This window comes from Azospirillum sp., assembly GCF_035627195.1.
Taxonomy (GTDB): Bacteria; Pseudomonadota; Alphaproteobacteria; order Azospirillales; family Azospirillaceae; genus Azospirillum.
The window spans coordinates 1-23,996 of record NZ_DASPMG010000200.1 but is presented as its reverse complement, the minus strand read 5'-3'; the positions used below and the strand labels follow the sequence as shown (position 1 = coordinate 23,996).

26 protein-coding genes are annotated in these 23,996 nt (G+C 69.0%); 12 read left to right on the top strand and 14 right to left on the bottom strand.

The window, feature by feature from the left end:
• Genes VED21_RS18595 through ccoN form a run of 3 tightly spaced genes read right to left on the bottom strand, consistent with a single transcriptional unit; the run spans position 1 to position 2,435 of the window.
• Positions 1-162 carry a cbb3-type cytochrome c oxidase subunit 3 gene (locus VED21_RS18595; RefSeq protein WP_324884733.1) on the bottom strand — a complete coding sequence of 54 codons (162 nt, stop codon included), beginning with the start codon at positions 160-162 and terminating at the stop codon, positions 1-3.
• Between the two features lie 15 nt (positions 163-177).
• Positions 178-918 (bottom strand): cytochrome-c oxidase, cbb3-type subunit II, encoded by a 741-nt coding sequence (ccoO, locus tag VED21_RS18590; protein WP_324884731.1) that lies wholly within the window; start codon positions 916-918, stop codon positions 178-180.
• A 20-nt stretch (positions 919-938) separates the two neighbouring features.
• Positions 939-2,435, bottom strand: a complete 1,497-nt coding sequence (gene ccoN, locus VED21_RS18585) for a cytochrome-c oxidase, cbb3-type subunit I (RefSeq protein ID WP_324884729.1) — start codon at positions 2,433-2,435, stop codon at positions 939-941.
• 276 nt (positions 2,436-2,711) lie between these two features.
• On the opposite strand from ccoN, the gene VED21_RS18580 reads away from it, so the two are divergent.
• Both VED21_RS18580 and VED21_RS18575 read left to right on the top strand, forming a co-directional pair.
• Positions 2,712-3,203, top strand: a complete 492-nt coding sequence (locus VED21_RS18580) for a hypothetical protein (protein ID WP_324884727.1) — start codon at positions 2,712-2,714, stop codon at positions 3,201-3,203.
• Between the two features lie 108 nt (positions 3,204-3,311).
• A complete protein-coding gene (locus tag VED21_RS18575; RefSeq protein WP_324884725.1) occupies positions 3,312-4,529 on the top strand; it encodes a class I SAM-dependent rRNA methyltransferase in 1,218 nt (405 codons plus the stop codon).
• A 137-nt stretch (positions 4,530-4,666) separates the two neighbouring features.
• Here VED21_RS18575 and VED21_RS18570 read toward each other — a convergent pair whose 3' ends face one another.
• From VED21_RS18570 to VED21_RS18560, 3 genes are read right to left on the bottom strand one after another with little or no spacing between them, the layout of a single operon-like run.
• Positions 4,667-5,971, bottom strand: a complete 1,305-nt coding sequence (locus tag VED21_RS18570) for a class I SAM-dependent RNA methyltransferase (RefSeq protein ID WP_324884723.1) — start codon at positions 5,969-5,971, stop codon at positions 4,667-4,669.
• Positions 5,968-7,386, bottom strand: coding sequence for a multicopper oxidase family protein (locus VED21_RS18565; RefSeq protein WP_324884721.1), 1,419 nt, complete (start codon positions 7,384-7,386; stop codon positions 5,968-5,970). Before VED21_RS18565 ends, VED21_RS18570 begins: the two co-directional genes overlap by 4 nt.
• Positions 7,387-7,404: 18 nt before the next feature.
• Positions 7,405-7,824 carry a thioesterase family protein gene (locus VED21_RS18560; protein WP_324884719.1) on the bottom strand — a complete coding sequence of 140 codons (420 nt, stop codon included), beginning with the start codon at positions 7,822-7,824 and terminating at the stop codon, positions 7,405-7,407.
• Positions 7,825-7,986: 162 nt separating this feature from the next.
• Between VED21_RS18560 and VED21_RS18555 the strand changes: the two genes are divergently transcribed.
• Positions 7,987-8,226, top strand: coding sequence for a hypothetical protein (locus VED21_RS18555; protein WP_324884717.1), 240 nt, complete (start codon positions 7,987-7,989; stop codon positions 8,224-8,226).
• Positions 8,227-8,415: 189 nt separating this feature from the next.
• Here the strand turns inward: VED21_RS18555 and dnaA are convergent, their stop codons facing one another.
• Positions 8,416-9,906, bottom strand: a complete 1,491-nt coding sequence (gene dnaA / locus VED21_RS18550; RefSeq protein ID WP_324884745.1) for a chromosomal replication initiator protein DnaA — start codon at positions 9,904-9,906, stop codon at positions 8,416-8,418.
• A gap of 438 nt (positions 9,907-10,344) precedes the next feature.
• Between dnaA and VED21_RS18545 the strand changes: the two genes are divergently transcribed.
• Complete coding sequence (locus VED21_RS18545) at positions 10,345-10,506, top strand: hypothetical protein (RefSeq protein ID WP_324884715.1); 162 nt, start codon at positions 10,345-10,347, stop codon at positions 10,504-10,506.
• A 14-nt stretch (positions 10,507-10,520) separates the two neighbouring features.
• Here the strand turns inward: VED21_RS18545 and rpsT are convergent, their stop codons facing one another.
• The 4 genes from rpsT to mutM all read right to left on the bottom strand — a co-directional run bounded on the left by rpsT (position 10,521) and on the right by mutM (position 13,010).
• Positions 10,521-10,781 (bottom strand): 30S ribosomal protein S20, encoded by a 261-nt coding sequence (gene rpsT, locus VED21_RS18540; RefSeq protein WP_324884713.1) that lies wholly within the window; start codon positions 10,779-10,781, stop codon positions 10,521-10,523.
• A 116-nt stretch (positions 10,782-10,897) separates the two neighbouring features.
• Positions 10,898-11,674: an enoyl-CoA hydratase gene (locus tag VED21_RS18535; RefSeq protein ID WP_324884711.1), complete on the bottom strand. Its 777-nt coding sequence runs from the start codon at positions 11,672-11,674 to the stop codon at positions 10,898-10,900.
• Between the two features lie 67 nt (positions 11,675-11,741).
• Positions 11,742-12,140, bottom strand: a complete 399-nt coding sequence (locus VED21_RS18530; RefSeq protein WP_324884709.1) for a hypothetical protein — start codon at positions 12,138-12,140, stop codon at positions 11,742-11,744.
• A 15-nt stretch (positions 12,141-12,155) separates the two neighbouring features.
• Positions 12,156-13,010 (bottom strand): bifunctional DNA-formamidopyrimidine glycosylase/DNA-(apurinic or apyrimidinic site) lyase, encoded by an 855-nt coding sequence (mutM, locus tag VED21_RS18525; RefSeq protein ID WP_324884706.1) that lies wholly within the window; start codon positions 13,008-13,010, stop codon positions 12,156-12,158.
• Between the two features lie 86 nt (positions 13,011-13,096).
• Between mutM and VED21_RS18520 the strand changes: the two genes are divergently transcribed.
• The 5 genes from VED21_RS18520 (at position 13,097) to VED21_RS18500 (ending at position 17,407) form a co-directional block, all read left to right on the top strand.
• Positions 13,097-13,264 carry a hypothetical protein gene (locus VED21_RS18520; protein WP_324884704.1) on the top strand — a complete coding sequence of 56 codons (168 nt, stop codon included), beginning with the start codon at positions 13,097-13,099 and terminating at the stop codon, positions 13,262-13,264.
• Between the two features lie 184 nt (positions 13,265-13,448).
• A complete protein-coding gene (locus VED21_RS18515) occupies positions 13,449-14,225 on the top strand; it encodes a class I SAM-dependent methyltransferase (protein ID WP_324884702.1) in 777 nt (258 codons plus the stop codon).
• Positions 14,226-14,229: 4 nt separating this feature from the next.
• Positions 14,230-15,771, top strand: coding sequence for a 2-polyprenylphenol 6-hydroxylase (gene ubiB / locus VED21_RS18510; protein ID WP_324884699.1), 1,542 nt, complete (start codon positions 14,230-14,232; stop codon positions 15,769-15,771).
• A gap of 75 nt (positions 15,772-15,846) precedes the next feature.
• Entirely contained in the window at positions 15,847-16,161 is a 315-nt protein-coding gene (locus VED21_RS18505; RefSeq protein WP_324884697.1) for a helix-turn-helix transcriptional regulator, read from the top strand.
• Positions 16,142-17,407 carry a HipA domain-containing protein gene (locus tag VED21_RS18500; RefSeq protein WP_324884695.1) on the top strand — a complete coding sequence of 422 codons (1,266 nt, stop codon included), beginning with the start codon at positions 16,142-16,144 and terminating at the stop codon, positions 17,405-17,407. The genes VED21_RS18505 and VED21_RS18500 overlap by 20 nt, the downstream gene beginning before the upstream one ends.
• 16 nt (positions 17,408-17,423) lie before the next feature.
• On the opposite strand, the gene VED21_RS18495 is transcribed toward VED21_RS18500, so the two are convergent.
• From VED21_RS18495 to VED21_RS18485, 3 genes are all read right to left on the bottom strand, one after another.
• A complete protein-coding gene (locus VED21_RS18495; protein ID WP_324884693.1) occupies positions 17,424-17,819 on the bottom strand; it encodes a type II toxin-antitoxin system VapC family toxin in 396 nt (131 codons plus the stop codon).
• On the bottom strand, positions 17,816-18,073 hold the full coding sequence (locus VED21_RS18490; RefSeq protein WP_324884691.1) for an AbrB/MazE/SpoVT family DNA-binding domain-containing protein: 258 nt from the start codon (positions 18,071-18,073) through the stop codon (positions 17,816-17,818). The genes VED21_RS18495 and VED21_RS18490 overlap by 4 nt, the downstream gene beginning before the upstream one ends.
• A gap of 65 nt (positions 18,074-18,138) precedes the next feature.
• On the bottom strand, positions 18,139-19,944 hold the full coding sequence (locus tag VED21_RS18485) for an extracellular solute-binding protein (RefSeq protein WP_324884688.1): 1,806 nt from the start codon (positions 19,942-19,944) through the stop codon (positions 18,139-18,141).
• Positions 19,945-20,095: 151 nt separating this feature from the next.
• Here VED21_RS18485 and ppa point away from each other — a divergent pair, with 151 nt between their 5' ends.
• The 3 genes from ppa to VED21_RS18470 form a co-directional block, all read left to right on the top strand.
• A complete protein-coding gene (gene ppa / locus VED21_RS18480) occupies positions 20,096-20,653 on the top strand; it encodes an inorganic diphosphatase (protein ID WP_324884686.1) in 558 nt (185 codons plus the stop codon).
• A 42-nt stretch (positions 20,654-20,695) separates the two neighbouring features.
• Entirely contained in the window at positions 20,696-21,199 is a 504-nt protein-coding gene (locus tag VED21_RS18475; RefSeq protein ID WP_324884684.1) for an O-acetyl-ADP-ribose deacetylase, read from the top strand.
• Positions 21,200-21,366: 167 nt separating this feature from the next.
• Positions 21,367-23,996, top strand: a 2,630-nt coding sequence (locus VED21_RS18470; RefSeq protein ID WP_324884682.1) for a bifunctional acetate--CoA ligase family protein/GNAT family N-acetyltransferase, incomplete at its 3' end; no start/stop codon positions are given.

Sequence of the window (23,996 nt, the reverse complement as noted above, 5' to 3'; positions counted from 1 at the left end):
CTAAAACTCCTGGCCTTCGTCTTTGAGCGGGATCCGGGCGGCTTCGTCGAACTTGCCGCGGTTGCCCGGCCACATCGCGTAGACGATGATTCCGGTGAGCAACAGGGCGAGCCAAACCGTCCAGAACGACCGCAGGGCTACGGTGATCGAATCCAAGTCCATGGATTCCTCCGTCGCTTACTGCTGCAGCTGCTTGGGCGACTGGTACTTGGTGAAGTCCACCATGGTGCCCAGCACCTGCAGGTAGGCGACGAGGGCGTCCATTTCGGTGACGACCTTGTTGCCCGTGAAGTTGGCCACCACGGCCTTCGGGTAGCGCTTCGTCAGCCCGGCCGTATCGGCGTCCGGGTTCTTCTGCGCTTCCAGGTCGGCCTTGGCGTTGGCGATCTGGTCGGCGGTGTACGGGACACCGACGATCTTCAGCGTCTTCATGTGGTCCGCGATGTCGCCGTAGTTCAGCGGCCGGTCCTTCATCCAAGCGTAGCCCGGCATGATCGACTCCGGCACGACCGCCTGCGGCTTCACCAGGTGCGCCACGTGCCAGTCGTTGGAGTACTTGCCGCCGACGCGGGCAAGGTCCGGACCGGTGCGCTTGGAGCCCCACTGGAAGGGGTGGTCGTACATGCTCTCCGCCGCCAGCGAGTAGTGACCGTAGCGCTCCACCTCGTCGCGGAACGGACGGATCTGCTGGCTGTGGCAGTTGTAGCAGCCTTCGCGGATGTAGATGTTCTGGCCGGCCAGTTCGAGCGGCGAATAGGGACGGACCCCATCCACCTTCTCGATGGTCGACTCGATCGTGAACAGCGGGACGATCTGCACGAGGCCGCCGATCGAGACCGTGATCAGGATCAGCACGATGAGCAGAAGTGTGTTCCGCTCGATCGTGTCGTGGCTAAAGCCCTTTTTTTCCTCAGCCATTCTTCAGGTCCTTCTCGGCTTCAGGCCGCGCCCACGGCCGCTTTGTGCGGCGCGGAGACGTAAGGCTTCTCAATGCGGACGTCGCCCTTGGCCGTACGCCACAGGTTGTAGACCATGATCAGCGCACCGGCGACGAACAGCACACCACCCATCGCGCGGATGACGTAGAAGGGGTGCATGGCGGCGACGGTTTCCACGAACGAGTACTGGAGGAAGCCCAGGTTGTCGTACGCGCGCCACATCAGGCCCTGCATGATGCCCGACACCCACATGGCGGTGATGTACAGCACGATGCCGATGGTGGCGGTCCAGAAGTGGTAGCTGACCAGACGCAGGCTGTAGAGCTGCGAGCGCTTCCACAGGACGGGGACCAGGAAGTAGATCGCGCCGAAGCTGATGAAGGCCACCCAGCCCAGAGCGCCGGAGTGCACGTGGCCGACGGTCCAGTCGGTGTAGTGCGACAGCGCGTTGACCGGCTTCACCGACATCAGCGGACCTTCGAAGGTCGACATGCCGTAGAAGGCGACCGAGGTGACCAGGAAGCGCAGGACCGGGTCGGTGCGCAGCTTATCCCAGGCACCCGACAGGGTCATGATGCCGTTGATCATGCCACCCCAGGACGGCATCCACAGCATGACCGAGAAGGTCATGCCCAGCGTCTGCGCCCAGTCCGGCAGCGAGGTGTAGTGCAGGTGGTGCGGGCCGGCCCAGATGTAGAGGAAGATCAGGGTCCAGAAGTGCACGATCGACAGGCGGTACGAGTACACCGGACGCTCGGCCCGCTTCGGCACGAAGTAGTACATGATGCCGAGGAAGCCGGCGGTCAGGAAGAAGCCCACCGCGTTGTGGCCGTACCACCACTGCACCATGGCACTCTGCACGCCCGAGACGAACGGGTAGCTCTTCGAGCCGAACAGCGACACCGGGACGTTGACGTTGTTGCCCAGGTGCAGGATGGCGACGGTCAGGATGAACGCCATGAAGAACCAGTTCGCCACGTAGATGTGCGACTCGCGCCGCGTCATCACCGTGCCGATGAACTGGATGGCGTACAGCACCCACAGGACCGTCAGGAACAGGTCGAGGTGCCATTCCGGCTCGGCGTATTCCTTGCCCTGGGTGAAGCCCAGGACGTAGGAGAGCGCGGCCAGAACGATGAAGATCTGGTAGCCCCAGAAGACGAACTTCGCGAGGCCCTCGCCGCCGAACAGGTGCTGGCGGCAGGTGCGCTGCACCGAGTACAGCGACGTGGCGAACAGGACGTTGCCGCCGAAGGCGAAGATCACCGCCGACGTGTGAACCGGACGCAGACGGCCGAAGCTCGTCCACTCCAGGCCCAGGTTCAGGGCCGGGAAGGCGAGCTGCAGCGCGATGAACGTGCCGGCCAGGAAGCCGACAACGCCCCAGAACACCGCCGCGATGGTGAAGAGCTTGATGACGTCCTCGTAGTACCGAACGTCATCAGCCCCCCGCTGGCTACCCAGGGCGGCCCCTGGGGTCAGAGTCGCTGATGTCATACAATCTCTCCCGCTTTACCCCGGGCGGCTTAGGCCGCTCCTTTGAGGATGCACTACCGCTGGGTCTATACGTTTAAGAGGGTGGCAGTCACGTGAACGATCGTCGCACGTCGCGTCGGACCCGCCTGTCACCGGTGGCGCACTATGTGCACCCGCGGGCTTTTAGCAACATTGATCTGCATCAACGACCGGTTCGTCCCGCCCCTGCCATCGTCCGGGCGGGGCTTGTCGGACGGAACGGGAATGGACCGGGGCTTTACCGCGAAACCCTTGGGAATGCGCCAGATCGACCAGGCGTACCCCCTGGTGCGCGCCATCGCGCCCGACCTGCCGGTCGAGCGCTGGCGGAGCTTTGCCACGGCCCTGACCGGCGCCTCGGCGCCTCCCGGTGCGCCCGCGGGCATCATGACCGTGCAAAACGACCGCGGGTACATCCACGGGCTCTTCAGCTACGCCGTAAAGGAAGACCTGCGGTTCGGCCGAATACTCTCGGTCGATAACTTCGTCGTTCTGGACCTGTTCAACGTTTCGGACGCGGCGTCTTCGCTTCTTCAGACCATGGAGGATCTTGGGCGGACCCTGCACTGCACGGCCATTCACACGAATCTGCGCGAATGCTATGCAGGGACGCCCGCGCATGGGCACCCCATGCTGGGCTTTTTCCGGGACGAGGGGCACGACGTGGACGGTGTGCGTTTGTGCAAGGCCCTGGCCGGCGACAAGGACAATATGTCGCGGCCCTTGACGGTGGCCGGCAACGCCGAGTGACCCGCCGGGAGCAGCCCCGGCACCCTTGTGACAAATGCGATCCGGCCCCGCGCGGGACCGCCGCCGATTCCGTTGCATGGCGGTGCGGAGCCGTTAGGATGCGGCGCCATGACCGACACCATCGCCACTCCCCCCGCCCCGCCCCGCTATCCGACGATTCGCCTGCACCCCGGCCGCCAGAAGCGCGTCCAGCACGGCCATCCCTGGGTCTATTCGAACGAGGTCCAGATGGACCAGCCGGCCAAGGCCGTGCCGGCCGGCAGCCCGGTGCGGCTGGTGGACGCCGGCGGCACGCCGCTGGGCGTCGCCACCTTCAACCCGCACACGCTGATCGCCGCGCGGATGCTGACGCCGGACCCGGCGGCGGTGATCGACAGCACCTTCATCGCCACCCGCATCGAGCGGGCGCTGAAGCTGCGGGACGCGCTGTTCGACCGCCCCTTCTACCGCCTGATCCACGCCGAGGCCGACGGGCTGCCGGCGCTGATCGTCGACCGCTACGGCGACGTGGTGACGGTGCAGGCCAACTCCATCTTCATGGAGCAGCGCATCGGCGAGGTGCTGGCGGCCCTGGACGCGGTGCTGAACCCGACCACCGTCATCCTGCGCAACGACAGCACCCAGCGCGCGCTGGAAGGCCTGCCGGAGGAAACGCGGCTGGCCAAGGGCAGCCTGGACGGCGCGCTGCGGCTGGAGGAGAACGGCAACGCCTTCTTCGCCGATCCGCTGGGCGGGCAGAAGACCGGCTGGTTCTACGACCAGCGCGACAACCGCGCCTTCATCGCCTCGCTGGCCGAGGGCGCCCGGGTCATCGACTTCTTCAGCTACAACGGCGGCTTCGCGGTGACCTGCGCCACGCGGGGGGCCAGGTCGGTGGTGGCGGTCGACCGCTCGCAGCCGGCGCTGGACAACGCGGCGCGCGCGGCCGAGGCCAACGGTGTGGCCGGCATCTTCGAGACGCGCCGCGCCGACGCCTTCAACGAGCTGGAACGCCTCGCCGCCGCCGGTGAGAAGTTCGAAGTGGTGATCGTCGACCCGCCGGCCTTCGTGAAGTCCAAGAAGGACCTCGCGGTGGGGTGCCGGGCCTACCGCAAGATGACGCGGCTGGCCGCGCGCATCACGGCGCCGGGCGGCTACCTGCTGGCGGCGTCGTGCAGCCACAACGTGGACCCGCCGACCTTCGCCGAGCAGGTCGCCCGCGGCCTTGTGGACGCCGGACGGACGGGGCGCATCCTGCGCAGCGCCGGCGCCGGCCCGGACCACCCGGTGCACCCGCACCTGCCGGAATCGGCGTACCTGAAGGCGCAGGTGCTTCAGTTGGATTGATGTTTTTTGCCACAGATGGACACAGATAAACACAGATCAATTTAGATGATTATGGATACTATCCGCCAGAATCATCCAATAAATATCTGATATTTTATATCTGTGTTTATCTGTGTCCATCTGTGGCAAAATTTTTCTTACCGCCGAAACACCCCGACGACTTCGACGTGCGCCGACCAGAGGAACTGGTCGACCGGGTAAACGCGGTTAAACGCGTAGCCGCCGTCGACCAGGGTGCGGGCGTCGCGGGCGAAGGTGGCGGGGTTGCAGGAGACCGCGACCACCACCGGCACCTTCGAGGCCGCCAGCGTCTTCGCCTGCTCAGCCGCACCAGCGCGTGGCGGGTCGAAGACCACGGCGTCGAAGCGGTCCAACTCCTTGGCCGACAGCGGTTCGCCGAACAGGTCGCGACGCTCGGTGGTGACGCGCAGGCCCCGGGCGGCGCGGGCGAGCGCGGCCAGGGCCGGGGCGTCGCCCTCCACCGCGTGCACGGCGGCGCGCTGCGCCAGCGGCAGGGTGAAGGTGCCGAGGCCGGCGAACAGGTCGGCGACGCGCGCCGCTTCCCCGACGTTCTCCAGCACGGCGGTGGCCAGAGCCGCCTCGCCGGCCGCGCTGGCCTGCAGGAAGGCGCCGGGGCCCGGCACCACGGGCACGCCGGCGAAGCGCACCGCCACCGGGCGGCGGTGGGCGACCGGTTCGGCGCCGGTGCGATCGTCCGCCTGCCAGGACAGGCGGGCGACGTCGGCCGCCTCGGCAAACGCCGCCAAACGCTCCCGCGCGGCAAGGTCCAGGCGCGGCGGGCCGATCAGCAACAGGTCCACCCCGCCATCCAGGTCGGTGGCGACCACGTCGGCGGTGGCGCCGTCCGGCAGCACCTCGGCCAGAACGGCGCGCAGCGGGGGCAGCACCGCCTCCAGCCGCGGCACCAGAACCGGACAGGCGGCGAGGTCGACCAAGCGGTGGCTCAGCCGCTCGTTGAAGCCCAGCCACACCCGCCTGCCGCGCCGCAACGCCGCCAAACGCGCCCGGCGCCGGCCGCCCGGCGGCGTGCGCGACAGCGGCGCCATCGGCACCTCGGCCAGCCCGACGCGGCCGAGCGCGCCGCGCACCAGCCCAACCTTCCAGGCGGCGTAGGCGTCGTCGGCCATGTGCTGGAGCGTGCAGCCGCCGCAGGCGCCGAAGTGCGCGCAAGCCGGATCGCCCCGGCCGGGGCCGGGTTCCAGCAACTCCAGCAGTTCGCCGCGCACGCCGTCGCCCTTCGCCTCGCCCAGGCGGACGCGGACGCGGTCGCCGGGCACGGTCAGCGGCACGAAGACGCGCGCGCCCTCCACGGTGGCGAGGCCGTCGCCGCGGGCGCCGACCTCCTGCACCACCGCCTCGACGACGCGGGGGGACGGGGCGGGCTTCTTCTTCGTATGGTTTTTGGTGGGACGGGGTCTCACGATACCCTCAACACGGCCATCATGCCGGATTCCTGGTGTTCAAGGATGTGGCAGTGGAGCATCCAGTCGCCGGGCGCCTCGGCGACGAAGGCGATCTCCGTCGTCTCCTCGGGCCCGAAGAGGACGGTGTCGCGCCATTCGCGGCGCGGATTGGGCTGTCCGTTCACCTTCAGCACCCGGAAGGGAAAGCCGTGCAGGTGCATGGGGTGCCACCACGCCGTCTCGTTGACGAACTGCATCACCACCGTTTGGCCGCGTTTGACGGTGATGAGCGGCTCCGGGTGGTGGCCGGTGCCGGCCGCACCGTTCAGCGCCCAGAACGGCCCCTGCGGCGTCATGCGCATGCCGTGCGGCAGGCGGCCCATGGCGCCGCCCTCGATCAGCACGTCCTGCCGCACCGCCTGGGCGAGGTCCGGTTCGGGCAGCGGGTTCGCCGGCAGGGCGATTGGGGCGTCGAGCGGCGAATCGCGCAGCGGCGCGCCGTCGGCGTAGACGAAGCGGGTCAGGCGGTAGGCCTGGCGCGGAAAGAAGCTGTCGATGACGTCGAAGCGTTCGCCGGGCTTGCCGCCGAGGTCGAGCACGAGGTCGGTGCGCTGGCCCGGCGCCACGCGGATCTTGCCGTCCTCGGGCGCGTGCGGGGTAACCGGCTGGCCGTCCAGCGCTATGATCTGCGGCGCGTGGCCGTTGAACTCCAGCGCGAAGACGCGGGCGGTGGCGGTGTTGACGAGGCGCAGGCGGATGCGCTCCCCGGCGCGGACCGGCACTTCGTCGACGATGGCGCCGTTCAGCGTGACCGTGTTGCCGACGCGGCCGGCGTGGCTGCCGTCCATGGGGTGGCCGAAGTCGTCGGCAATGGCCGCGTCCTTGGTCAGCCGCCAGTCGCCCAGCACCCACAGCAGCTCGCGGTCGACGCGGATCGGCTCCGCCTCCTCGACGATGAAGGCGCCGGACAGGCCGCGGGCGACCTGCCGCGCGCTGTTGGCGTGCGGGTGGTACCAGAAGGTGCCGGCGTCCTTCAGCTCGAACTCGTAGGCGAAGGCGCCGCCGGCCGGCACCTCGGTCTGGCTCAGCGACGGCACGCCGTCCATGGCGTTGGGCACGCGCAGGCCGTGCCAATGCACGGTCGTCGGTTCCGGCAGGGCGTTGGCGAAGGATATCCGGGCCGTGTCGCCCTGGCGGAAGCGCAGCACCGGCCCCGGCACCGTGCCGTTGTAGGCCCACACCGCCGTGTCCGGGTGCGGCGCCCCGACCAGCGGCACCCGCGCCGGGCCGGCCGACAGCGCGATGGGCGCCGGTGCGGCGAAGGCGCCGCGCGGCAGCATCAGCGCGCCGGAAACACCAATTGCGCCGGCAAAGCCGGCGAGGCCGGCGGTGCCGGCCAGGACGGTGCGGCGGGTGAGGCGGGGTGCGGTCATGGGCGAAGCCCCTTGTTTCTAATAGGCCGCCAGCGACACGCGCAGCCGCTCCGGGATCGGCATCGGGCGGTGCGTCTTCTGGTCGACGATGACGCACACCGCCTCCTGCGTGGCCGAGCAGGTGTCGCCGGTGAAGATGGCCGCGCCCAGCGTGTAGGAGGTGTTGCCCAGGCGCAGCAGCCGCACGCCGATGCGCACGGTGGCCGGGTAGCGGATCTCCGCCCGGTAGTCGACGACGCTGCGCGCCAGCACCGTCGTCCAGGGCAGGTCGGGGTGGAACGCCTCGCACGCCTCCACCAGCCCGACGCGGCCCTGCTCGAAAAGCACGCCGAAGGCGTTGTTGTTCACGTGGCCGAGGACGTCGAGGTCGGAGAAGCGGATGCGCTCCTCCACCCAGAACCGGTAGCCGGCGGGATCGGTAAGGTCGATGGCGGACATAGCTTCCTGAAAGTAAGAATACGGTGGCGAATGTGGCGGGTGCGGCCCCCGCCGACAAGCTTAGTCATGACCGCCAATCGTCACACCCGACGGAATTCCCGCGCCAAGCCGCCTTGCCGGATGTTATAGCTGTGGAGTCCACCACTCCCAACGGACCAAGCGATGAGCAACGACAGCAACCAGACCGCCGAGGCCCTGTTCGACAAGGCGCTCGAGATCGCCGAGAAGCACCTGGAGATGGCGGTCAAGGAAGGCGGAGCGTTCGGCCCCTACGTCGCCGTGGCGATGATCGAGGCCGCCGTCAACGCCGCGGTCGACGAGACCAGCCACGAGGACGTGGTCGACATGCTGCGCGACCTCGCCGCGCAGATCGAGGCCGACGCCGAAAACGAGGACGAGTAACGGCTTCGCGATCCCTTCCCCGGCCCGCCGGGGAAGGGAGAACCCGCCGCCCTGCGGCGGGAGCGTGAGCGTGTGGCCTTGCCGAAGGCCCGATGTTGGGTTTGCGCCTACGGCTTAACCCAACCTACAGAAACATCCCGCGCAGGTTGGGTTGAGCGCCAGCGAAAACCCAACGCACACCCGGCCCCTTCAATTCTCCAGCATGCGGCGCAGCAGTTCGACGTCCTCGGCGAAGGCCGGGTCGGAGGCGCGCAGCTCCTCCACCTTGCGGACGGCGTGCATGACCGTGGTGTGGTCGCGGCCGCCGAACTTGCGGCCGATCTCCGGCAGCGAGCGGGCGGTCAGCTGCTTGGCCAGGTACATGGCGACCTGACGCGGGCGCGCCACGGCGCGGGCGCGGCGGGCCGAATGCATGTCGGCCACGCGGATGTTGAAGTGCTCCGCCACCCGCTTCTGGATCTCGTCGATGGTCACGCGGCGGTCGTTGGCGCGCAGCAGGTCGTGCAGCACCTCCTGCGTCGATTCGAGCGAGATCGAGCGGCCGACCAGTTCGGAATGCGCGACGATGCGGTTGAGGGCACCCTCCAGCTCGCGGACGTTGGAGGTGATCTTGTGCGCCAGGAACTCCAGCACCTTGTGCGGGATGGCCGCCCCCAGGCTGTCGGCCTTCTGCTGGAGGATGCCGAGTCGCAGCTCGTAGGTGGTGGGGTGGATGTCGGCCACCAAGCCCCAGCCCAGGCGCGAGCGCAGACGCTCCTCCATGCCCTCCAGGTCGCTGGGCGACTTGTCGGCGGAGATGATGACCTGACGGTTCTGGTCCACCAGCGCGTTGAAGGTGTGGAAGAACTCCTCCTGCGTGGAGTCCTTGCCGCTGATGAACTGCACGTCGTCGATCATCAGCACGTCGACCGAGCGGAACTGCTGCTTGAAGGCCATGGTGTCCTTGAAGCGCAACGCCCGGATGAACTGGTACATGAACTTCTCGGCCGACAGGTAGATCACCCGGCGCGAGGGGTCCTTCCGGCGGATCGCCCAGGCAATGGCGTGCATCAGGTGCGTCTTGCCCAGGCCGACGCCGCCGTAGAGGAACAGCGGGTTGAAGGTCACCGTGCTGGCCTCGGCCACGCGCTTGGCGGCGGCGTGGGCCAGTTCGTTCGGTTTGCCGACGACGAAGTTCTCGAAGGTGAAGCGGGGGTCGAGCGGGGCGGAGATGTTGTCGTCGCGCTCGTCCACCAGGGTGCCGGCGGCGATCGGCGACTCGTCCGAGGAGCCGTAGGGGGGCGCGCCCCAGGGGGAGGCGGGGGCGGCGTGGATGATGGCCGGCGCCGCGGTGCCGACGAGCGGGGAAGCCATGGCGACGGGAGCCGCCGGGCGGGGCAGCGGCGATTCGTCGTTGTCGGGCGTCAGCGCGGGGGGCACGGAGGAGGAGGCGACGATGACGTCGATGGACTGGACGTCCGGGTTTTCCCCGGACCAGAGGGCGCGGATGCGGTCGACGTAGTGCGTGAGAACCCAGTCGCGCATGAATCGGGTGGGCACGACGATGCGCACCTCGCCCCCCTTCATGCCGGCGACGGCCAGCGGCTGCAGCCAACTGCGGTACGCGATCTCGCCGACCTCGTCCTTGAGTCGGCCCCGGATGCGAGCCCATTGCTGATCCAAAGACGCGCCGACCGACATGCTCGTCAACTCCCGCTCCTCCTGCCCCCGCGCGGCCGGCCCAGAACCGGGCCCCGGCTTCCCCCCGGCCACGGGCAGCGGAGGACCCTCCGCGCCGCATGTCCGGCCGGCCCGCATCACGGCGGGTTCCGCGTTACCCCCTGCCCTAACATAAGCTGCGGCGTCCGGGAGCGATGCTCCCCAGAAGACTCCGGCCACGGTCCAGAAGACTCGCGGATTCGGATGCCCACCTTGACGACACAGCTATCCATTTGGCGAAAAGTCGCTTTCCGCCAGCACCACGCCTGATTTTTGGAATACCTACCTACCGGAACGCACGCGATACGAGTCCCGTTTGCTTCCCGTCACGGTATTGTCCCTGTGCTAAGGAAGGGTTCGCGCTCGCCATCGCAATATCGCTGCACCGTCCCTCACGTCAGATAAAGTCTAAACCGAGTGATGGAGCCGCTGCAACCGGGACAGAAGGCGAACGGGAAAAAAGCACAGATCGTGCTTGGCGATGTCCTGAACTTTATCGCGCTTTTGATTCGACTATTTGGATATGACAGGCGTCTGTATGGAACGCAAAAAGCCGCGCCCCAAGTGGACGCGGCTTTTTGAAACCCTTGTCAGTCTCAGAGAGACTTGATGCGGGCCGACAGGCGCGACAGCTTGCGCGACACCGTGTTGGCGTGCAGGACGCCCTTGCTGGCGCCACGCATCAGCTCGGGCTGAGCGGCCTTGAGAGCCTCCTGCGCCTCGGCCTTGTTGCCGGAGTCGATGGCGGCCTCGACCTTCTTGACGAAGGTGCGGATACGGCTGACGCGCGCACGGTTGACTTCGGTGCGGCGGGCGGTTTGACGGATGCGCTTTTCAGCGGACTTATGATTGGCCATAACGAACCTTACTTCGAGACCCCTGACCCAATGCGAGGGGGCCTTATACGCTTACACGTTACCTGAGTCAAGGCACCGGCCTGCAGCTTTTCCACAGGCCGGCGACTGTTGACGACTCAGCGATTCTTCCAGCTCGGCTGGCGCTTCTCGGCGAAGGCCGCCATGCCTTCCTTCTGATCCTCGCTGGCGAAGGTCGAGTGGAACACCCGCCGCTCGAAGTGCACGCCCTCCGCCAGCGTCGTCTCGTAGGCGGTGTTGACGCACTCCTTGGTCATCAGGACGATCGGGCGCGACAGGCCGGCGATCTTCGTGGCGACCTTGACGGCCTCCTCCACCAGCTCGGCCACCGGCACGACGCGGCTGACGAGGCCGACGCGCTCGGCTTCCGCGGCGTCCATCTGGCGGCCGGTCAGGCACATCTCCATGGCCTTCGACTTGCCGACGAAGCGGGTCAGGCGCTGCGTGCCGCCGGCACCCGGGATGGTGCCGATGGTGATCTCCGGCTGGCCGAACTTCGCGTTGTCCGCGGCCAGGATGAAGTCGCACATCATGGCCATCTCGCAGCCGCCGCCCAGCGCGTAGCCGGCCACCGCGGCGATGACGGGCTTGCGGCACTTGGCCACCCGCTCCCACTTCGCGGTGATGAAGTTCTGCTTGTAGACGTCCATGTAGGAGAAGCCCTGCATCTCCTTGATGTCGGCGCCGGCGGCGAAGGCCTTCTCCGACCCGGTGATGACGATGGCGCCGATGGCGTCGTCCGCCTCGAACGCGTCCAGCGCCTGGCCCATCTCGGTGACCAGCTGGTCGCACAGCGCGTTCAGCGCCTTCGGGCGGTTCAGCGTGATCAGGCCGACCGGGCCGCGGGTCTCGACGAGGATCATCTCATAGGACATGGTCGCGCAATCTCCCGTAATGATGCGCCGCCTCGCGTGCGGCGTCCGTTGGTGTTCGTTGTATCTGTCAGCGGGGCATGAGCACGAAACGGACGGTGCCGTTCGCGAACTCCAGCCGCAGTTCCTCCGCCTCGCGCTGGAACCGGGTGTCGGCCGCGCGCTTCCAGCCGAGCTGGGGCAGCGTGCGGGCGTAGAAGTCCAGCACCGCCTTGCGCTCCACCCGGCCGTGCAGCACGGTTTCGACGATGCGGCCGTTGGGCTTGTCGAAGACCAGCGGCTCCTCGGCGCCCGCGGCGAGGCCGGGCATCACCGGCACGTCGCCCATGCCGGCGACGAAGGCCGCCGTTTCCGCCGCCGCGACGGGTGCGGAAATCACCCCGCCGACGACGATGGGGCCGGCGAGGATGGGGCCGGCGATGAGGAGGGCGCGGAGCGCCGCCCGTACGGTGGCGGATGGAGCCGTCATGATCCTTCTCGTATATCAGCGCTGCCGCTGCGCACAATAGAAAGTCGAGCGTCCGGACTGGACGATCCGGCGCACGCCGCCGGTCTTCGCCACGTCGCAGGTGCAGCCCGGGCAGGGCTGCCCCTCGCGGTCGTAGACGGAGAACTGGTGCTGGAAGTAGCCAAGCTCGCCCGACGCCTGCCGGTAGTCCTTGAGCGAGGAGCCGCCGGCGGCGATGGCGCGCGCCAGCACGTCCCGCACCGCCGTCGCCAGCCGCTCGGCCTTGGCGCCGCTGACGGTGGCCGCCATGCGCTTGGGGCTGAGGCGGGCCTGGAACAGCGCCTCCGACACATAGATGTTGCCCAGCCCCGCGACGACCGTCTGGTCGAGCAGCGCCGCCTTGATCGGGCTCATGCGGCCGGCCAGCCGTTCGGCCAGCACCGGGCCGGAGAATTCGTTGCCCAGCGGTTCCGGCCCCAGGGTGCGCAGCAGCGGGTGTTCGTTCAGCGCCGCCTCGTCCGTCAGGTCCATCAGGCCGAATCGGCGCGCGTCGTTGAAGGTGACGGTGGTGCCGTCGTCGGTTTCGAAGATCACGTGGTCGTGCGCCGCCGGTTCGGCGGGCTCGCCATCATGGGATTTGGGGGTGATCATCATGCGGCCGGACATGCCCAGGTGCGCGATCAGCACCGTGCCGTCGTCGAGGTGGACCAGGATGTACTTGGCCCGCCGCCGCACCGCCGAGACGCGCCGGCCGGCCAGCCGCTCGCAGAACTTCGGCGGGAAGGGGAAGCGCAGGTCGGGCCGGCGCTGCACGACGCGGGCCAGCACCCGCCCCTCCAGGTGCGGCGCCAGACCACGGCAGACGGTCTCCACTTCGGGCAGCTCAGGCATGGGCCATACGGTGGAGCATGGCGCGCCGCGGTGCAAGGGCGCGGTGCACGCGGGTGCGCGAATCGACAGGCGGGCGGGGGTGCGGTATGCTTGAACGCGTTACACCTGGAGCCGCCATGCCCCCGGAATCGGAAGCCGAGCTGAAGGCGAACATTCGGTTGCTGCTGGATCTGGTCCGCGACCAAAACTCCCGCATCAACTCTCTGACGGAAGACGTGGCCTGGATCAAGGCGCACATCGCCAATCTGCCGTAGCCGGCGGAGTTCTACGAGCTGCGCGGCCGGGTCGAGGAGATCAGCCGCCGCCTGCCAACGCCCATCGCCTATGCTCCGCCCCCGGGGGGCCGCAAGGACCCGGCCGAGTAACCCACCGCGCACCCCGCCCCTGCGGCAACGCCCACGCTGGCGGAAGCCCTGGCCGCGCGCTATGTTCCGCGGCATGAGCGACTCCAATCCCCCCGACACGTCCGCACCGACCGGCCAGGAAGGCCAGTGGTTCGGCTTCCGCCCGGTCGACCCCGCCGCCAAGTCGGGGCTGGTGCGCGCCGTCTTCGACAGCGTCGCCGGCAAGTACGACCTGATGAACGACCTGATGTCGGGCGGCATCCACCGGCTGTGGAAGGACACGCTCATCGACATGGTGGCGCCCAAGGCCGGCATGACGCTGCTGGACGTGGCGGGCGGCACGGGCGACATCGCCTTCCGCTTCCTGAACCGCGGCGGCGGTGGCGTGGTGGTGTGCGACATCACCGAATCGATGGTCCGCGTCGGACGCGACCGCGCCATCGACCGCGGTATCCTGTCCGGCGTCGACTGGGTGGTGGGCGACGCCATGAGGCTGCCCGTCGCGGCGCGCACCATGGACGCCTACACCATCGGCTTCGGCCTGCGGAACGTCACCCACATCGACGAGGCGCTGGCCGAGGCGCGGCGCGTGCTGAAGCCGGGCGGACGCTTCTTCTGCCTGGAGTTCAGCCACGTGGTGCTGCCGGTACTGCGCGAGATCTACGACGTCTATTCCTTCAACGTGCTGCCGAAGCTGGGCCGCATGGTGGCGGGGGACGAGGATTCCTACCGCTATCTGGTGGAGAGCATCCGCCGCTTCCCCGAGCAGAACGCGCTGGTCAAGCGCATCGAGGCGGCCGGCTTCACCAGCGTGCGCGTGCGCAACCTGACCGGCGGCATCGCCGCCATCCATTCCGGCTGGCGGGTCTGAGCCCTTGTTCCGCACCGTCCGCAACCTCGCCCGGCTGGCCGTCATCGCGCGCACGCTGGCGCGCCACAACGCCCTGCCCGACACCCTGCCCGACGTCGCCCCCGGCTTCGCCTTCCTGTGGCGCCTCGTCGCCAACAAGCGCACCCAGGGCCGCGTCGGCCAGCGGCTGGCGGCCGCCCTGGCCGAGCTGGGACCGACCTTCATCAAGCTGGGCCAGCTGCTGTCCACCCGCTCCGACCTGGTGGGCGAGCGGATGGCGACCGACCTGGCCGAGCTGCAGGACAAGCTGCCGCCCTTCCCCGGCACCCAGGCGCGCGCCATTGTCGAGGCGGAGCTGGGCGTCCCCATCGAAACGCTGTTCCTGAGCTTCGACGAGGTGCCGGTGGCGGCGGCCTCCATCGCCCAGGTGCACTTCGCCGTCACCACCGACGGGCGGGAGGTGGCGGTCAAGGTGCTGCGCCCGGGCATCGAGCGGGCCTTCTCGCGCGACATCGACCTGTTCTACTGGCTGGCCGGTCTGGCCGAGCGCCTTGTCCCGAAGCTGAAGCGCCTGCGGCCCATCGAGGTGGTGGACATCTTCGCCCGCACCTCGCGCCTGGAGATGGACCTGCGGATGGAGGCGTCGGCGGCGTCCGAGCTAGCGCACAACTTCGACGGCGACGTCACCTTCCAGATCCCGCGCGTGGACTGGGACCGCACGGCGCAGCGCGTGCTGACGCTGGAGCGCATCCGCGGCTACAAGGTGGACGAGTACGAACGCATCGTCGAGGCCGGGTTCGACCGCGACGAGATCCTGGCCAAGGCGTCGGCGTCCTTCTTCAACCAGGTGTTCCGCGACGGCTTCTTCCACGCCGACCTGCACCCCGGCAACCTGTTCGTGGTGGAGGGCGGCAACATCGCCGCCGTCGACTTCGGCATCATGGGCCGGCTGGACCGGGCGACGCGCTATTACTTGGCCGACATGCTCATCGGCTTCCTGACCGGCGACTACCGGCGCGTGGCGCTGGTGCACTTCCAGGCCGGCTACGTGCCGGCGCACCAGTCGATCGAGCTGTTCACCCAGGCCTGCCGCGCCATCGGCGAGCCGTTGCAGAACAAGCCGCTGAACGAGATCTCCGTCGGCCGGCTGCTGGCGCAGCTGTTCGCCGTGACCGAGCAGTTCGACATGGAGACGCAGCCGCAGCTGCTTCTCCTTCAGAAGAGCATGCTGACGGCCGAGGGTGTCGGCCGCATCCTGAACCCCAACATCAACATGTGGGAGCTGGCGCGCCCGCTGATCGAGGAGTGGATGCGCGAGAACCGCGGCCCCGAGGCGCAGATCATCGACGACGTGGAGGCCCTGGTGCGCACCGTCCGCCGCCTGCCGCCCCTGGTCCGCGAGGCCGAGCGCGTGGCCGCCCAGATCGCCGAGGGCGGGCTGAAGCTGCACCCGACGACGGTGCGCTTCCTGCTGGACGCCTGGATGCGCCGCCGCAAGACCGACCAACTCGCGCTGTGGGCCATCGTGGCGCTGCTGGCGTTCATCGCCGTGCGGGTCGTGGGATAGCGGGGAACCTGTTGGCGCGCTGTATGAAATATCGTACATTGCGCGCGACAATACTCGCAATTCCCTACATGACCGATGCGCCTCCTTCTCGGAACCGACGAACTGGAGAGCCTTGAGCGGCTTGGGCGCACCGTGCGTCTGGCCCGGCTGCGGCGCAACCTGTCGCAGGAGGACTTGGCCCAGCGGATGGGAGTGAGCCGCTCCTCCGTCGTCATGCTGGAGCGCGGGGCGCCGGGCACGTCCGTCGGCATCCTGCTGAAGGCGCTGTCCGTGTTCGGCTATGCCGGGCGCCTGGGAGAAATCCTCGCGAACGATCCAGCCGGCGAGGAAATGGAACTGGTAACGGGACGCAAGCGGGCCGGAGCCAAGGATGACGTGGCGGATTTCTGACGGCCGCATCGACCGGCTCGTGCTCTTCAAGGCCGTCGGCCCCGGCTACGTTCCCATCGGGGAACTGGCGTTCGAAGGCGGCGCACGAGTGCGGCAAGGGCGGTTCGCCTATGCGGCCAGTTGGCTGGAACATCCGGCACGCATGCCCATCGATCCTGTCGGACTGCCGCTGCGGCGGAAATCCTTTCCCGCCCAGCCCCATCAAGTGCCATTGGCCTTTTACGACGCCGGTCCGGACGGCTGGGGCAAGAGCGTACTGGACGCAGCCTTTCCAACGCTTACGCTGGGAATGGCGGAGTATCTGGCGCTTGGGACCCCGCAGCGCACCGGTGACCTGGCGTTCGGCCCCACACCGGATGGCGGCCCGCAAACCTGGGTGCCGCCGCACTGGCCACTTCTGACGTTGCCCAGCGAAAACGACGACCTCGCCGCCCTGCAAGCCGCGGCGGAAGCGATCGAAGCGGGGCAGAGGACGGACTCCCACCTTCAGCTCCTTGTGCGGTCGGGCGCCGACGTCGGCGGCGCCCGGCCGAAGGCGCGCCTGCGCCACGACGGCGGGGAGTGGATCGCGAAGTTCCACGCCTGGGGCGACGCGTTCGACGATCCGCGCATGGAAGCCGTCTGCCTGGATCTGGCGGAGGCGGCAGGCGTGCCGGTCGCCGAACGCCGCCTGGAGATGGTCAGCGGCCGGACCGTGCTGCTCGTCCGCCGGTTCGACCGTTCGCCCGACGGCGAGAAGCACGGGTACCTGAGCGCGGGCACGCTGCTGGGTGAAGCGAACGCCGACTACAACTCACGCAAAACCTATGTGGACATCGCCGTGGTGGCCCGCCGCATCGGCGTGCCGTCGCCGGAACCGGCGGTCTATCGCCGCCTGCTGGTCAATGCCTTCCTGCACAACACCGACGACCACCTCCGCAATCACGCATTCCTGCGCAAGGGCGCGGCGTGGGATCTGGCGCCCGGCTACGATCTGGTGCCGAACCGGGTGGCCCGGCACGCCATCGCGCCAGCGCCGAAGCTCAGCCCGGAATGGAACCCCCTGGCGGCCATGGGCAGCCACCGGCTGTTCGGGCTGGGCGAGGCCGAAGCCCAAGCCATCTTCGATCAGGTGGTGGAGGGCTGCCGCCGCGTCCGCGACGTGATGGACGAGCGCGCCGTTACACCCCGGGACCGGGAGATCGTGGCGCCGCTGCTCCAGGCATGCCTGTCGCCGCCGGCCTGGGCGGACAGGATCCTTACCTGACCTTCCGTCGCCACTGCTACCCCGCCGCCAGCAGAGTGACCGTGCCGGTCGCCAGACCGGCAAAGGTCCGGTCGAAGGTCACCACGCGGTCGCAACGGCTGCGTTCCGCCTCGAAGGCGATGACGCCGTCGGCGAAGTTGCCTCCCTGCTCAAGGAAGAGCAGCCCGGCTTCGGCGGCCTCCTCATCGACCTCGACGGTTCGGGCGTCGATGAAGCCGCGCAGAGCGGACGCCACCTCGGCGGGCGAATGCTTGTAGGCCCGGCGCAGAACCCAGGCGGTTTCGGCAAGCACGAGGGTGGACACCAGGACCGCCGACGCCCCTTCGATGGTCTCGGCCGCCAGCGCGGCCTGCGCCTCGTCATCCTCGGTCAGGTAGCGGACGAGGACGTTGGTGTCGATCGCCACCCTCACGCGTCGTCCCCCGCGGCACCCTCTTCAATGGCCGCCTGCATCTCCTCGATGGAGACGGGCCGGCGTCCGGGGCGTTTCAGCACGCCGCGCGACGCTATGACCTCCGGCTTGGCGCGCAAGGGGCGCAGTTCCGCCCGCCCGTCCGGCCGCAGCGACACGCTCACCCGGTCGCCGGGCGCGATCCCAAGGTGGTCGAGCACCGCTTGGCGCAGGGTGATCTGCCCCTTGGCGGTCACCGTCAGTTCGATGCTCACGCCAGCCTCCTTCGCCGAGTCCACTGCCAACAAAAAGTAAGGCAGAAGCCGCCTTACCTCAACCCTCACCGCTCCACCCACCACGACTCCAGCACCGCGCCGTAGACGGGCGTCACCGTCGGCCGGCGGATGTGGGTCCACCGCGCGATGCGGTCGGCGCTGGCGTGGAACAGCGGGACCATGTAGTGGCCCCACAGCAGCACGCGGTCCAGCGCCCGGACGCGCGCCACGAGGTCGGCGCGGGTGCGGGTCTGGGCGATGGACCCGGCGATGGCGTCCACCGACGGGTCCCGGATGCCGGCCCAGTTGCGCGTGCCCGGCGTGTCGGCGGCGGCGGAACCGAAGTAGAAGACCTGCTCGTTGCCCGGCGACAGGGTGGAGGACCAGAAGCGCACGGTCATGTCGTAGTCGTACTCGTCGATGCGGCCCTGGTACTGGGCGCTGTCGACCGTGCGCACCGTCGCGGCGATGCCCAGCCGGTCCAGGCCGCGGGCGAACTCCAGCGCCACGCGCTCGTCCGCCGGGTCGCCGAGCAGGATCTCGAACGAGAAGGGGCGGCCGAAGCCGTCCACCAGCCGCCCGTCGCGCAGGCGCCAGCCGGCCTCGCGCAGCAGTTTCAGCGCCGCGCGCAGGTTGGCCCGCGCGCCGTAGGGGCCGTTGCCGCCGCTGGACGGCAGGGCGAACGGCTTGGCGAACAGCTCCGGCGGCAGGTTGGCGCGCAACGGCTCCAGCACCGCCAGTTCGCGCGGGCCGGGCAGTCCGGTCGCCGCCAGTTCGGAGTTGGGGTAGTAGCTGGCCGTCCGCTTCAGGGCGTCGTGGAAGAACGCGCGGCCGATCCAGCCGAAGTCCACCGCCAGCCCCAGCGCCTCGCGCACGCGGCGGTCCTGGAACAGCGGGCGGCGGGTGTTGAAGATGAAGCCGCGCGCCGGTTCGGGACGGCCGTGCGGCAGTTCCTCCATCACGAAGCCGCCCTGGCGCAGCGCCGGGCCGTCGTAGCCCAGCGCCCACCGGGCCGGATCGCCCTCGCGCCGCACGTCGGCCTGGCCGGCCTTGAACGCCTCCAGCGCCACGGTGTCGTCGCGGAAGTAGGTGAACTCCAGCGTGTCGGCGTTGAACAGGCCGCGGCGCGCCGGCAGGTCGCGGCCCCAGTATCCGGGCACGCGCTCGTAGACGATGCGGCGGCCGGTGTCGGCGGTGCGGACGCGGTAGGGGCCGCTGCCCATCGGCGCCTCCAGCGTCGTGCGCTCGAACGGCTTGCCGCGCCACCACGCCCTCTGGTGCACGGCCAGCAGGCCGAGCAGCAGCGGCATCTCGCGGTCGATGCTGCCGTCCGGGTTGGGCAGGAAGTCGAAGCGCACGGCGCCCGCGCCCAGCGCCTGCGCCCTGGCCACCTTGGCGAAGTACAGGCGCCGGTTGGGCGTGCCGAACTGGCGCTGCACGTCGAAGGAGAACAGCACGTCGTCGGCCGTCACCGCCGTGCCGTCGTGCCAGCGGGCGCGCGGGTCGAGGTGAAAGATGACCCAGGTGCGGTCTTCCGGCACCTCCACCCACTGCGCCAGCAGGCCGTACATCGAGAACGGCTCGTCCGCCGAGCGCGCCAGCAGCGTCTCGAACACCAGGGTCAGGCCGGCCGCCGGGATGCCCTTCACCACGTGCGGGTTCAGCGTGTCGAAGGTGCCGACCACCGCTTGGCGCAGCGCCCCGCCCTTGGGCGCGTCGGGGTTCACGTAGCCGAAGTGCGTGAAGCCCGGCGGGTACTTCAGGTCGCCCATCATGGCGATCCCGTGCGCCGGCACGGGACCGTTTTCGGCGACGGCCGGGGCGGCGAGGACCATCGGGAGGAGAAGGAGGCAGGCCAGGATTCGCATCATCGGGATAAAAGTACCGCATTGCAGCACAGAACGCGCGAGTCCGTTTGACTCCGCGCCACATCTGCCTAAACTCCGCCGCAGTGCGGCCCCGGGGGATAGAACCTTCGGCAGGGTACCGCGAGCACAGACACGCCAGGCAAAGGACCGTTTCATGGATCTGAGCAAGGTTCCGGTGGGGAAGAACGCACCGTGGGACATCAACGTGGTCATCGAGATCCCGCTGCGCGGCGAGCCGGTCAAGTACGAAGTGGACAAGGAGTCGGGCGCGGTGTTCGTCGACCGCTTCCTGCACACCGCCATGTACTACCCCTGCAACTACGGCTTCATCCCGCACACCCTGTCGGGTGACGGCGATCCGGTCGACGTCTGCGTCGTCGGCCGCCACGCGGTGATCCCCGGCGCCGTGCTCCGCTCGCGCCCGATCGGCGTGCTGTACATGGAGGACGAGGCCGGCCAGGACGAGAAGCTGCTGGCCGTGCCGGTCGACAAGCTGCACCCGTTCTACACCGACGTGAAGAACTACAGCGACCTGCCGGAGATCGTGACCGAGCAGATCGCCCACTTCTTCCAGCACTACAAGGACCTGGAAAAGGGCAAGTGGGTGAAGATCCTGCGCTGGGGCAACGCCGAAGAGGCCGCCCGGATGATCGAGGAAGGCATGGCGCGCGCCGCCGAGGCCAACCATGGCAAGCCGGGCGCCATCGTCTGACCCCGGGTGTCTGATCTTAGGTCCGACGATCCCCGCAGCCGCGTGAGCGTCCACACGGGCGACATCACGCGGCAGGCGGTGGACGCCATCGTCAACGCCGCCAACAGCGCCTTGAAGCGCGGCGGCGGCGTCGACGGGGCGATCCATGCCGCCGCCGGCCCGGCCCTGCAGGCCGAGTTGGACGGCATCGGCGGCTGCCCCACGGGTGAATGCCGCCTCTCCCATGGGCACGCCCTGCCCGCCCCGTGGATCATCCACGCCGTCGGCCCGGTCTGGCACGGCGGCACCGCCGACGAAGACGCGCTTTTGGAAAGCTGCTACCGCAGCGCGCTGGCTTTGGCGCGGCGGCACGGCCTGCGCACCCTCGCCTTCCCGGCCATCAGCACGGGCATCTACGGCTTCCCCAAGGACCGCGCGGCGCGCATCGCCGTGACGGCGGTGCTGGACGAACTGGCCGGGGACGATGCCGTCGCCGAGGTGCGCTTCGTCTGTTTCGATGACGAAACGGCCGAAATTTACCGCGGGATTTTGTCGCAGCGGCCGTAAGTGCACAGGCTGGCCGCGGATTTTTTGCCGCAGTGCAGCATGAGCGGCGTTCTGTCGCGTTGCGGCGGCGCGGTTTCCGGTCCACCCCTGTTTGCCATGGAAGCGTCACGCGCCGGGCCTAGATTGGCGTGCTACGTTTCCGCATCCCGCCCGCAACGGAACCGGCCATGACCGTCCGCAACCTCGACCGCCTGTTCAAGCCCGCCTCCATCGCGCTGATCGGCGCCAGCCGCAAGCCGCAGTCCATCGGCGCGGTGGTGGCCCGTAACCTCTTCAACGCCGGCTTCGACGGGCCGATCATGCCCATCGGCACCGAACGCGCGGTGGAAGGCGTGCTGACCTACCGGACGGTGGCCGACCTGCCGGTCACCCCCGACCTCACGGTCATCTGCACCCCGCCCGACAGCGTGCCGGCGACCATCGCCGAGCTGGGTGCGCGCGGCACCAAGGCGGCGGTCATCCTGTCCACCGGCTTCGCCAAGGAGAAGCAGCAGCAGGTGCTGGACGCCGCCAAGCCGCACCTGCTGCGCGTCCTGGGCCCGAACAGCCTGGGCGTGATGGTGCCGGGGCGGGGGGTCAACGCCTCCTTCGGGCACGTGACGCCGAAGAAGGGCGACGTGGCGCTGGTGGCGCAGTCGGCGATGGTCATCACCTCCATCGTCGACTGGGCGACGGCACGCGGCATCGGCTTCTCGCACCTGATCTCGCTGGGCGAGAAGTCGGACGTCGATTTCGGCGACCTGCTGGACTATCTGGCCTCCGACGGCACGGTGCGCGCCATCCTGCTGTACATCGAGAGCATCAGCGACGCCCGCAAGTTCATGTCGGCGGCCCGCACCGCGGCGCGCCAGAAGCCGGTCATCGTCATCAAGGCCGGCCGGACGGAGGAGGCGCAGCAGGCCGCCACCTCGCACACCGGGGCGCTGGCCGTGTCGGACGCGGTGTACGACGCCGCCTTCCGCCGCGCCGGCCTGCTGCGCGTCGCCAAGCTGGACGAGCTGTTCGACGCGGTGAACACCCTGTCCACCGGCGTGCCGATCACCGGCGACCGTCTGGCCATCCTGACCAACGGCGGCGGCATGGGCGTGATGGCCACCGACAGCCTGGTGCAGTCCGGCGGCCGGCTGGCGGTGCCGGCGGCGGAGACGCTGGCCAAGCTGGACGCCGCCTTCGGCGCCGCCGCCGCGCACGGCAACCCGCTGCGCATCGGCGGCGACGCCGACGGCAAGCGCTATGGCGCGGCGCTAGACGCGCTGCTGGAGGACACGGGCAACGACGCCATCCTGGTGCTGCACTGCCCGCACGCCATGGTCGATTCCACGGCCACGGCGCAGGCGGTGGTGGAGGCCATTCGCAAGCACCCCGGCCGCCGCCACCCGGTGCTGACCAGCTGGCTGGGCGACAGCGCCGCCGCAGGTGCGCGCAAGCTGTTCGCCGCCAACCGCATCCCCACCTACGAGACGCCCAGCCAGGCGGTGCGCGCCTTCATGCATCTGGTTGAGTACCGGCGCAACCAGGACCTGCTGATGGAGACGCCGCCCTCCGTGCCCGACGCCTTCGATGCCGACCGCATCGGCGTGCAGCGCATCATCGCCCGCGCCATCGCCGAGAAGCGCGAGTGGCTGACGGAATACGAGGCCAAGCGCGTGCTGGCCGCCTACGGCGTCCCGGTGGTCGACACCCGCCGCGCCGACACGCCGGAGGAGGCGGCGCACGCCGCCGAGGTGATCGGCGGCCCCGTCGCGCTGAAGATCCTGTCGCCGGACATCCCGCACAAGTCCGACGTCGGCGGCGTCGTCCTGCACCTGACCGACCCGGAGGAGGTGCGCGCGGAGGCCCGGGCCATGCTGGCCCGCGTGCACGAGCAGGTGCCCGACGCCCACATCGAGGGCTTCACCGTGCAGGAGATGGCGGTGCGCCCCGATGCCTACGAGCTGATCGTCGGCATGACCGAGAACGAGCTGTTCGGCCCGGTCCTGCTGTTCGGCGAGGGCGGCATCGGCGTGGAGGTGGTGGAGGACTGCGCGCTGGCCCTGCCGCCGCTCAACATGAACCTCGCCACGGAGCTGATGAGCCGCACCCGCATCTGGCGGCGCATGCAGGGCTTCCGCTCGCGCGCGGCGGTGAACATCGAGGCGGCGGCGCTGACCCTCAATCAGGTCTCGCAGCTGGTGGTCGATTTCCCCGAGGTGGTCGAGCTGGACATCAACCCGCTGCTGGTGGATGCCGACGGCGTGCTGGCGCTGGACGCCCGCATCAAGGTGGCGGTGCCGGCCCTGCCCGGCGCCAAGCGCCTCGCCATCCGCCCGTACCCGAAGGCGCTGGAGCACCATGTCTCCATCAAGGACGGCCGCCAGTTCCTGGTGCGCCCGATCCTGCCGGAGGACGAGCCGCTGGTGCACGACATGTTCGCCCGCATGACGCCGGAGGACATCCGCCTGCGCTTCTTCGCGCCGATGAAGAAGCTGTCGCATCAGGCCGCCGCGCGCCTGACGCAGATCGACTACGACCGCGAGATGGGCCTGCTGGCCGTCGGCCCCGACCCGGAGACGGGCAAGACCGTGATGTACGGCGTGGTCCGCATCGCCGCCGACCCCGACAACCTGCGCGCCGAGTACGCGGTGATGGTCCGCTCCGACATGAAGGGCCAGGGGCTGGGCTATCTGCTGATGAAGGAGATCCTGGCCTACGCCAAGTCGCGCGGCATCAAGGAGGTGTACGGCGAGGTGCTGCGCGAGAACACCAACATGCTGGGCATGTGCCGCCACCTGGGCTTCGTGCGCAAGGAGAACCTGGA